This is a genomic window from Shewanella sp. SM29 (genome assembly GCF_025654245.1).
GTDB classification, from domain to species: Bacteria; Pseudomonadota; Gammaproteobacteria; order Enterobacterales; family Shewanellaceae; genus Shewanella; species Shewanella oncorhynchi.
On the sequence record NZ_JAKKRN010000022.1, the window covers coordinates 63,524 to 74,462 of the forward strand.

General features: G+C 44.4%; 8 protein-coding genes and 1 rRNA gene. 6 read left to right on the forward strand and 3 right to left on the reverse strand.

Annotated elements, in window-relative coordinates:
- Positions 1 to 172: 172 nt before the first annotated feature.
- The 4 genes from glmU to glmS all read left to right on the forward strand — a co-directional run bounded on the left by glmU (position 173) and on the right by glmS (position 6,763).
- Positions 173 to 1,537, forward strand: a complete 1,365-nt coding sequence (gene glmU / locus L5L77_RS15305; protein ID WP_113941420.1) for a bifunctional UDP-N-acetylglucosamine diphosphorylase/glucosamine-1-phosphate N-acetyltransferase GlmU — start codon at positions 173 to 175, stop codon at positions 1,535 to 1,537.
- A 276-nt stretch (positions 1,538 to 1,813) separates the two neighbouring features.
- Positions 1,814 to 3,916, forward strand: a complete 2,103-nt coding sequence (locus L5L77_RS15310) for a TonB-dependent receptor (protein WP_263186052.1) — start codon at positions 1,814 to 1,816, stop codon at positions 3,914 to 3,916.
- A gap of 202 nt (positions 3,917 to 4,118) precedes the next feature.
- On the forward strand, positions 4,119 to 4,889 hold the full coding sequence (locus L5L77_RS15315; RefSeq protein WP_011791272.1) for a DeoR/GlpR family DNA-binding transcription regulator: 771 nt from the start codon (positions 4,119 to 4,121) through the stop codon (positions 4,887 to 4,889).
- Positions 4,890 to 4,933: 44 nt separating this feature from the next.
- Positions 4,934 to 6,763, forward strand: a complete 1,830-nt coding sequence (glmS, locus tag L5L77_RS15320) for a glutamine--fructose-6-phosphate transaminase (isomerizing) (protein WP_014611872.1) — start codon at positions 4,934 to 4,936, stop codon at positions 6,761 to 6,763.
- Between the two features lie 108 nt (positions 6,764 to 6,871).
- On the opposite strand, the gene L5L77_RS15325 is transcribed toward glmS, so the two are convergent.
- The 3 genes from L5L77_RS15325 to L5L77_RS15335 all read right to left on the reverse strand — a co-directional run bounded on the left by L5L77_RS15325 (position 6,872) and on the right by L5L77_RS15335 (position 8,639).
- On the reverse strand, positions 6,872 to 7,075 hold the full coding sequence (locus L5L77_RS15325; RefSeq protein WP_105250772.1) for a DUF2061 domain-containing protein: 204 nt from the start codon (positions 7,073 to 7,075) through the stop codon (positions 6,872 to 6,874).
- A gap of 183 nt (positions 7,076 to 7,258) precedes the next feature.
- Positions 7,259 to 8,164 (reverse strand): 1,4-dihydroxy-2-naphthoyl-CoA synthase, encoded by a 906-nt coding sequence (locus L5L77_RS15330; protein ID WP_113941423.1) that lies wholly within the window; start codon positions 8,162 to 8,164, stop codon positions 7,259 to 7,261.
- 124 nt (positions 8,165 to 8,288) lie between these two features.
- Positions 8,289 to 8,639 (reverse strand): hypothetical protein, encoded by a 351-nt coding sequence (locus tag L5L77_RS15335; RefSeq protein ID WP_113941424.1) that lies wholly within the window; start codon positions 8,637 to 8,639, stop codon positions 8,289 to 8,291.
- Between the two features lie 91 nt (positions 8,640 to 8,730).
- Between L5L77_RS15335 and ccoG the strand changes: the two genes are divergently transcribed.
- Together ccoG and L5L77_RS15345 are read left to right on the forward strand one after the other, a co-directional pair.
- Entirely contained in the window at positions 8,731 to 10,158 is a 1,428-nt protein-coding gene (ccoG, locus tag L5L77_RS15340) for a cytochrome c oxidase accessory protein CcoG (protein WP_263180487.1), read from the forward strand.
- Positions 10,159 to 10,745: 587 nt separating this feature from the next.
- Positions 10,746 to 10,939: ribosomal RNA gene (locus L5L77_RS15345) — 16S ribosomal RNA — on the forward strand; the annotation flags it as partial.

Consider the following 10,939-nt stretch of genomic DNA (forward strand, 5'->3'; position numbering starts at 1 on the left):
TCACAGGCATCCCACTCCCGTGTTGCATTGACTTAAAAGGGAATAACCATTTCTGCGTCAATGCGCCTTGGATTGAGATGCCTGTGAGGCTCTGAACTGATTAGATATTTAATGTGATTGGTATACGACCGTAATTTTTCACCCTCTTGGGTATTTGTTCAAGGATCTGGTAATGGCATTAAATGTAGTGATCTTAGCGGCTGGCAAGGGAACACGGATGCGCTCTGATCTTCCTAAGGTATTACATCCCATCGCCCATAAGAGCATGGTGCAACATGTCATCGATACCGCTAATAAAGTTGGCAGTGACTCTATTCAGTTAGTCTATGGTTATGGCGCCGACAAACTACAAGCCTGTTTGGGTGAGCAGCAACTTAACTGGGTATTGCAAGCCGAGCAATTAGGCACAGGTCATGCGGTTGCACAGGCTAGCCCACATATCGCTGACAGCGATACAGTGCTTATTCTTTATGGCGATGTGCCGTTGATCCAAACATCGACTCTCGAAGCCTTACTCGCTGCCCGTCCTGAAAATGGCGTTGCTATTTTAACAGTGAATTTAGCGAATCCTATGGGTTATGGCCGTATTGTCCGTGAGCAAGGAAAAGTCATTGGAATTATTGAGCAAAAAGATGCGACAGCAGAACAGTTGCTGATCAACGAAATTAACACCGGCATCATGGCGGTTCCGGGTAAACAACTTAAAACTTGGTTGAGCCGTTTATCGAACAATAATGCTCAAGGCGAATATTATCTAACGGATATTATTGCTATGGCGCACGCAGATGGCGTTGCTATTGATACTGCTCAGCCACAATCGGCCATTGAAGTCGAAGGCGCCAATAATCGCGTGCAATTAGCGCAACTTGAACGTGCTTACCAAGCTCGTGAAGCCGAAAAGCTCATGTTGGCGGGGGCGAACCTTCGCGACCCAAGCCGTATCGATATCCGTGGTGAAGTCACTGTTGGTATGGATGTGATGATCGATATCAACGTGATATTCGAAGGCAAAGTGACCTTGGGTAATAATGTCACAATTGGTGCAGGCGCGATTTTAATTGATTGCGAGATTGCCGATGATGCTGAGATCAAGCCTTACTCTATTATCGAAGGTGCTACGCTTGGCGTTGCTGCCAGTGCTGGCCCATTTGCACGTTTACGTCCGGGAGCAGAACTTAAGCAAGATGCACATATTGGAAACTTTGTTGAAGTGAAAAAAGCGGTGATTGGTGTGGGATCCAAAGCTGGACACTTAGCCTATTTAGGCGATGCCATCATTGGTGATGGCGTCAACATTGGTGCTGGTACTATTACCTGCAACTATGATGGCGCGAATAAGCATCTTACTGTTATCGAAGATAACGTCTTTGTCGGTTCTGACACTCAGTTGGTGGCTCCAGTGACCATAGGTAAAGGGGCAACTTTAGGGGCCGGTTCAACGATTACCCGCGATGTAGGTGAGAATGAGTTAGTGATCACTCGTGTTAAACAAAAACACCTCACTGGTTGGCAACGTCCAGTGAAAATTAAAAAGTAAGTTTTAAAACTCAACTTAATGTCAAAAAAGCGGCCATGTGCCGCTTTTATCTTTATTGTGTTCAATGTTTTGCACTAAAAAGCCTTTTTATTAAATAATGCTTAATAATTAAGATTTTCTTCATGTTTTTGTGGTATGGGCAAATTGTTGGTTTTTAAGTTAATTTGATCACTATCACACGCAATTGTAAATTTTCGTAAAGAAGAGAAAATAAAAACACTTCTCATTTATATTGCCTGCAATTCTAAGACGAAAGGTCTATTTGAGGTGTTGGCAATGGTATTTAAATATTCAGTTATAGGTTTAGCTGTAGGCTCGGCATTAATGGCTATGCCGGTTATTGCAGAAGTGGCGAGCGATAAAAATATTGAGCGCATCAATGTGACTGGCCGTACTTTTAACGACTATAAAGTCGGTAGTGCATCGGGTGCCATGCGTGGCGATATCGACTTAATGGATACTCCACAGTCAGTTAATGTTATCCCTGATTTTGTTACAGATGAACAGTTGGCAACCAATCTAGCGGAAGTATTAGTTAATGATTCGAGTGTGACAGCGGGAACCACGCGCTGGAACCGTCAAGTCTTCAGTATCCGCGGCTTCGAGCTCGATTCGGGTAATGGTTATCTTATCAATGGCCATCAACAATGGTCTCACTACGTACAACCAATTGAAACTTTACAGCAAGTCGAAGTATTGAAAGGTCCTTCGAGCATGTTGTACGGCCAATCTGGCCCTGGTGGTTTAGTTAATATGGTCACTAAGAAACCGACCTATGATTCAATGTTAGATCTTGGTTTTGATACGGATGGCTACGGTTCGACCCGTGCTCAGCTAGATGCGGGCGGCAGTTTAAATGATGCTCAGAGTCTTCGTTACCGCGGCGTGTTAGTGAAGCAAGACACAAAATACTGGCGTGAGTATTCCGCTAACGATGAGAATCAAGAGCGTGACCGTTGGTTAGGTTACTTAAACCTAGAATTTGATGTCAGTGATGATGTTCTGTTATCGGTTAAGTACGATCATACCCAAGATAAAGCAGGCATTGATGCGGGTGGGTGGTTAGATAAACAAGGTAATGTGATAGGTGGACGTAAAACCGTATGGGATGCACCTTGGGCCTTTACCGATAACACAGTCTCTAACTTAGGTGCCGATCTAACTTGGCAGATGAGTGATGATTGGAAAGTCAAAGTTGGTTATAACGATCAGCAGTTTAATCGCCAACGTTTAGACTCTGCGCCAAGTTTGATTGAAGGCTCTGAAGATCCATTCAAAGATGGTTATAACATCAAACCATTCGACCGTTACGACGATTGGCAGCATAAAACGGCCTATGTCGATTTCACGGGTGAATTTTCTTTGGCAGGAATGGATCATCAATTCCTTATTGGAGCTAACTATTTAGACTATTTCTATCAGCAGCAAATTCAGAAAGGCAAAAGTCAGCCCGTAATTCCTGGGCAACCAATTATTCAGCAAGATCTTGATTATCACCAAGGTAAGCTAAGCAACCCAAGCGAATACAAGTATTACGGTTTCTATTTACAGGATTTGATGACGCTTAATGAGCAATGGAAATTGCTTGCTGGTGTGCGTTACGACGAACAGAAGAAAGACGGAGAAGGTGAAAACAGCTATGCCGTGTCGCCTAAGTTTGGGGTAATTTACTCGCCAATGGCTAATGGTAGCATTTACGTTAATTATTCAAAAAGCTTTACACCACAAGGCGCGGTAAATAACGAATTCGATGTCAACGATGGCCTGAATTTAAAGCCAGAATACGGTATTCAATATGAACTGGGTACTAAGTGGGAATTGTTTGACGATAGCCTGTTATTAACCGCAGCGGTATTCGATATTACGCTCGAAAACATCACAATTTCAGAGAAATTATCTGCACCAATTGGTGATTATACCGATATCACTACTCAGGGTGGTGAACAGAAACATCGTGGCTTTGAAATGGGAGCACAGGGTCAAATCGGTGATAGCTGGTTTGTTACTTCTTCCATGATGTATTTAGATGCAGAGTATCAAACGGGAGATGCCCGTGAAGGTAAAACTCCGATTGATGCCCCTGAGTGGTCGGCCAATATCTGGACCCGTTACGAAGTGACTGACAATTTTGCGATGAACTTCGGTGCTATCTATGTGGGTGAGCGTTTTGCCGATCTCGATAACACTATTACTAAAGATGGTTATGTGCGTTTCGATATAGGTGCAGCCTACACTATGGATATCATGGGCAAAGATGTGAGCCTTCGCGCCAACGTGAGAAACCTCTTCGATACCGATTATATCGATGGTGGTCAGTACAATATGGTCACTATTGGCCAAGACCGTAACTTCAGTGTTGCAGTTGAAGCTAAGTTCTAATACTTATTAGGATTTTTAATCCATTTAAAGCAGTTTATCCCTAAAGGATAAACTGCTTTTTTATTGGTTGGTTTTTAAGTTCACAATTTTAAATTAATTAAAATGACTCGCGATCATGCGAAAGAGTGCTTCGTATGACTAGCAAAAAAGTTTCGTTTCACTATAATGCACCTTTCGAATCGAAACTTAACTGAAAGGTTTTATGAATAAACGAAACACACAGCAGCGTCGCCACAGCATAATCACCATATTGAACGAACAGGGTGAAGTGAGCGTTGATGAACTGTCGTTACGTTTTGAAACCTCAGAAGTGACGATTCGTAAGGATCTCGCCGCGCTTGAGAAAACGGGTTTATTATTGCGCCGTTACGGTGGCGCCGTGGCGATTCCAGACGAAGTCACTCAACAGTTCTCTGCCAAGATAGCGCCTAATAAACTTTCTATTGCGAAAACCGCCGCGCAGCTGATTAAAGATCACAATCGCATCATTATCGATAGTGGCACTACGACGTCAGGCTTGATTGAACAGCTGAACGATAAGCGTGGGCTGGTGGTCATGACGAATGCGCTACACCTTGCAAATGCCATCCATGAACTCGAAAACGAGCCCACCTTATTGATGACTGGTGGCACTTGGGACCCGCATTCTGAATCCTTTCAAGGTCAAGTCGCCGAGCAAGTGTTGCGTTCATATAATTTCGACCAACTGTTTATCGGTGCTGATGGTATCGATCTTGAACGCGGGACCACCACCTTTAACGAGTTAACAGGTCTAAGCAAAGTGATGGCCGAAGTTTCCCGCGAAGTGATCGTTATGGTTGATTCAGACAAAATCGGCAAGCGGATCCCTAACTTAGAGTTACCGTGGGCCAAGGTCAGTGTGTTGGTCACCGACTCACGTATCGACGAGAGTGCGCTCAAACAAATTTCAGATCAGGGCGTGCGAGTTATGTTAGCGCCCTACGCTCAATAGACAAAATAGCTTAACAACTTCATTTTAATTTATAGGTAAAGACTATGTGTGGAATCGTAGGCGCCGTGGCGCAAAGGGATGTGGCTGAAATTCTGGTAGAAGGCTTACGCCGTTTAGAATATCGCGGATATGACTCTGCAGGCGTTGCCGTTATTCACAATGGTGAACTCAACCGTACGCGCCGCGTTGGCAAAGTACAAGAGTTGTCGGCTGCGCTTGAAACTGACCCATTAGCAGGCGGAACCGGTATCGCGCACACTCGTTGGGCGACCCACGGTGAGCCGAGTGAGCGTAATGCTCATCCGCATTTATCGGAAGGTGATATTGCCGTGGTGCACAACGGTATTATCGAAAACCACAATAAACTGCGCGAAATGCTTAAAGGTTTAGGTTACAGCTTTAGTTCAGATACCGATACCGAAGTGATTTGTCACTTAGTGCACCATGAGCTGAAAACCCATAACACTCTACTTGGTGCTGTACAAGCCACAGTTAAACAACTCGAAGGCGCCTATGGCACAGTCGTTATTGACCGTCGTGATAGTGAACGTATGGTTGTTGCTCGCTCTGGTAGTCCATTGGTGATTGGTTTTGGTCTAGGTGAAAACTTTGTCGCTTCAGATCAACTCGCCTTATTACCCGTGACTCGCTCATTTGCTTTCCTAGAAGAAGGTGATGTGGCCGAAGTGACCCGTCGCAGCGTGAGTATTTTCGACTTAAACGGTAATGCCGTTGAGCGTGAAGTAAAAGAATCTGAAATTACCCACGATGCCGGTGACAAAGGCGAATATCGCCACTATATGCTTAAAGAAATTTACGAGCAGCCATTGGCACTGACGCGCACAATTGAAGGTCGTATTGCTAATAAGCAAGTGCTAGACACGGCTTTTGGTGACAACGCTGCTGAGTTTTTAAAAGATATCAAACATGTGCAAATCATCGCCTGTGGTACTAGTTACCATGCGGGCATGGCGGCACGTTATTGGTTAGAAGATTGGGCTGGCGTGTCTTGTAACGTCGAAATTGCCTCTGAATTCCGTTATCGCAAGTCGCACTTATTCCCAAATAGCCTGTTGGTGACGATTTCACAATCGGGTGAAACTGCCGATACCTTAGCGGCCATGCGCTTAGCGAAAGAAATGGGTTATAAAGCCACATTGACCATTTGTAATGCGCCAGGTTCATCATTGGTTCGCGAATCTGACATGGCTTACATGATGAAAGCGGGCGCCGAGATTGGCGTGGCATCGACTAAAGCTTTCACAGTACAACTTGCTGGATTATTAATGTTGACTGCGGTGATCGGTCGCCACAATGGTATGTCTGATCAAATGCAGGCTCAAATCACTCAAAGCCTACAATCTATGCCAGCAAAAGTGGAACAAGCTTTAGGTTTAGATGCTGCGATTGCTGAACTGGCTGAAGATTTTGCCGATAAACACCATGCGTTATTCCTTGGCCGTGGCGATCAATATCCGATTGCGATGGAAGGCGCGTTAAAGCTGAAAGAGATTTCTTATATTCATGCTGAAGCTTATGCCTCTGGCGAATTAAAACACGGCCCACTAGCGCTTATCGATGCCGATATGCCAGTGATTGTCGTTGCGCCAAACAATGAATTGCTCGAAAAACTGAAATCGAATGTTGAAGAAGTGCGTGCCCGTGGCGGCTTAATGTATGTGTTTGCCGATGTGGATGCCGAGTTTGAGTCGGATGACACGATGAAAGTGATCCCTGTGCCACACTGTGACATCTTTATGGCGCCACTGATCTACACTATTCCTTTACAGCTATTGTCGTACCATGTTGCATTAATCAAAGGTACCGACGTGGATCAACCACGTAACTTGGCAAAGTCTGTAACAGTAGAATAAATAGAGATATTTAAATGAAAACCGCCTTTATTGGCGGTTTTTTCATTTAGATTCACGACAAAATGACGATTAACTTACAGCAATAGCAAATGCTAGTGGCTTAGCTTTCTATGCTGGAATGGCATCTAGTTCGTGCTGCTTTTTGGCCTCAATGCGTTTCCACACTTTGTCATGGAAGTAAAACACTACAGTGTTAATCGCGGGTTCTACTAAGGCTACTGCGCCACCGACGACTACGCTGCCAGTTAATAAATAGGTTACGGTAAAAGCGACGCTAAAATGCAGTACGGCAAAAGTGAGTGTCTTAGTCATGATCTTGTCCTCTAAATAGGCTCCCAGCGGGAATACTTAGATGATAACAATTCTCATTAAAATTAAAAGCTGTGTTTTCAGATTAGTTTAAACGGTTTTATCTATTTATCCGTTGTAAAAAACATAAAGCCCTCACGATGGAGGGCTTTGAGCATTTAAACGTAAATTAATACGATTCTAAAATTAGTAGTGCCAAGGGAAGGCTGAAAAATCTTGATCGCGTTTTTCGAGGAAGGCATCGCGTCCTTCCTGTGCTTCGGCGCTCGCATAGGCTAAACGCGTCGCTTCACCGGCAAATAATTGCTGACCGACCATACCATCATCAGTCATGTTGAAGCCGTATTTAAGCATACGCATAGCCGTAGGTGATTTAGAGTTAATCTCTTTCGCCCACATTAATGCTTCGGTTTCTAGCTCTGCATGGGGAACGGATTTATTAACCATACCCATGTCGAAGGCTTCATCAGCGCTGTAGTTAAATCCGCAGAAGAAGATTTCGCGGGCACGTTTTTGACCTATCATCTTGGCGAGATAAGCACTGCCATAACCTGAGTCGAAGCTTGCAACATCGGGATCGGTTTGTTTAAATATTGCGTGTTCTTTCGAGGCTAAGGTTAAGTCACACACTACGTGTAAACTATGGCCGCCACCCACCGCCCAGCCCGGCACAACGGCGATGACCACTTTAGGCATAAAGCGGATAAGGCGTTGTACTTCTAATATATGTAAGCGGCCCATTCTGGCTTGATCGGCCTTACCTTCTTCGGCGCCTTCATATTTATAGCCATCTTTGCCGCGAATACGTTGATCGCCACCTGAACAGAACGCCCAGCCACCATCTTTTGCCGAAGGACCGTTACCCGTAAGCAGTACGCAACCCACATCAGACCATTGGCGTGCATGGTCGAGTGCGATAAATAACTCATCAACGGTTTTAGGTCGGAAGGCGTTGCGGCACTCTGGGCGATTAATGGCAATGCGTACTGTGCCGTGCGCTTTGGCTCTGTGGTAAGTAATATCGTCGAAATGAAATCCACTGACTTCATCCCATAGGGTGGGATCAAAAATGTCTGATACTTGTTGGGTCATGATTCATAGGCCTTTATGCTGTAATGCCTCAAAGGCTAGGCGGAATCATATATAAGGTCAATCACCTAAGTCTAAACCTTAGCGCTATATAGCAAAATCCCGTTTGCCTATGAGTCTGTAATGATTAGAGGTGATCACATAGATAAAGCTGATTATCTTTGCTAAACACTGGATGTTGAGGTGCCATAGTACCGCAATAGTTAGCCTTAAAGTCGGCAATAGACTCGGGTGTCATTGGAATTTGATTGAAGGCTTCGAGTTCTAATGTGGATAAACGTTCTATGATGTCGGTTCTTACCTTAGCCAGTTTATGGTCGATTTTAATAATTTTTGTTCCTGTCATAGAGTCAACTTTATTCTCTATTTCTTTGATCATCGCCTCAGTCTTTGCAATAGGAACATCTAATTTATCTGTTTCTGTGTATAAGTAATATAAAGCACCCGCGAGTAGCGCCAATATGATCCAACCTTTCATCTTTTAGTCCAACATAAGTGAATAACCATTAAGAATATGGGTATAATAAGCTAGTTTTCGTCCAATATTAAAGCAGTAAAAGGCTGTAACGATGAACTCAGAATCTAACAACAAGGACTATTCGAAAACCAATCGAATTAAGATTCACCAGCCAGATGCGAGTAAAGCCGATCGCTTTAATCCTCGTAATCGGATTTATGTCCGAGCTATAGACGGTTTGTGGAGTAGCGTACGTCGCCGCATGGGCTGGATCGCCATGTTATTTTTCCTGCTTTTACCTTGGATCCCTTGGGGCGACCGTCAAGCCGTATGGTTTAACTTGGGCGAACAAAAGTTTCACGTCTTCGGTTTAACGATTTGGCCGCAGGATCTCACCTTGCTTGCAGCGTTGTTTATGATCGCTGCCTTCGCTCTGTTTTTTGTGACCACCTATCTTGGCCGTGTTTGGTGTGGATACACTTGCCCCCAAACAGTATGGACCTTTATGTTCATCTGGTTCGAGGAAAAACTTGAAGGCGCACGCAATAAACGCATTAAGTTAGATCAAATGCCATGGAGCTTTGACAAACTCTGGCGCAAAACGGCAAAACATACGGCTTGGCTATTGCTCTCTCTGATGACGGCGATGACCTTTGTGTCCTATTTTGTGCCAAGTCGTGAAGTCTATGTCGATGTATTTACGCTTAATGCTTCTGGCGGTATCTACTTCTGGGTCGTGTTTTTTACACTTGCCACATACGGCAATGCGGGTTGGATGCGTGAAATCATGTGTATCCACATGTGTCCTTATGCTCGTTTCCAAGCGGCCATGTTCGATAAGAATACTTTTATCGTGGGTTACGATACTAAACGTGGTGAGACCCGTGGTCCGCGTTCACGCAAAGATGACCCTAAAGAGCTAGGGCTTGGTGACTGTATCGACTGTGACTTGTGTGTGCAGGTATGTCCTACGGGAATCGACATTCGTAATGGTCTGCAATATGAGTGTATTAACTGCGGCGCTTGTATCGATGCCTGCGATCAAACCATGGATCGTATGGGATATGAAAAAGGGCTTATCAGTTATACCACCGAGAACAAGTTAGAAGGAATTAAGCAAAAAGTGCTGCGACCTAAACTTGTCGGTTATGGCGTGGTACTGGTAGCGATGATATTAGTCTTTATATACTCCAGTGCGACCATAGCGCCTGTGCGTATGGACATCATTCGTGACCGCAACCAGCTCTATAGAGAGAACAATCAAGGTTTGATTGAAAACACCTTCACCTTGAAGATTCTTAATAAGACAGAGCAATCCCACGAATACACTATGAGTGTCGAAGGATTAGACAACTATAAATGGTACGGTCCAACTTCGGTCACTATTGCGGGTGGTGAAGTGTTAACTCTCCCTATTAGTGTGGGTATCGATCCGGTTGAGCTGTCTCGTTCAGTTACTAATATCGAGATAAAAGTGAAAACTCATATCGACGGTGAAGAAGTCGAAGTTGAGCAAGAATCTCGTTTCTTTAGTCCATAGATAACAGTATTTATGATGATCTAGCTGAGCGTGACTCATATAGATTGCCAGACTTAATCGAGATAAAGGGGCTTTTTAGCCCCTTTTTTATACGTATCGTTTGATAAGTAAACGTCTAAACCATTAATCGTTATTTTCCTACAAAAAGCCCTTGCACAAAATCTCCTGCTCCCTATAATGCGCATCCACTGACACGGCAGACAGCGAAAGCCAGCTGACGAGTTAAGTTGAATTGAGTCGCTTTTAAGCACTTAATTCAAGCGCAGCAAGAAGTTGTAAAAAACTCCTTGACGCGAAACGGGAAATGCGTAGAATGCACGACCTTGAGCTGATGAAGCATCAGCCCGACCCGCCGGCAACGGTATGTGGTCAACGCTCTTTAACAAGATAAAACAAGAAATCTGTGTGGACACTCACAGGTGTTGAGTTAATCGAAACTGCTTAACCTTCGGGTTGGCAGTCAAAAATTTAAATCAATGTAACAATGAGTGTTCATAGCAATATGTACAGTTTGTTTCTTTAGTTAGAAACAAAAAAATCAGAATTCATTGAGCCGCTGAAGTCGCAAGACGGAAGCAACAAAACTTTAATTGAAGAGTTTGATCATGGCTCAGATTGAACGCTGGCGGCAGGCCTAACACATGCAAGTCGAGCGGCAGCACAAGGGAGTTTACTTCTGAGGTGGCGAGCGGCGGACGGGTGAGTAATGCCTAGGGATCTGCCCAGTCGAGGGGGATAACAGTTGGAAACGACTGCTAATACCGCATACGCCCTACGGGGG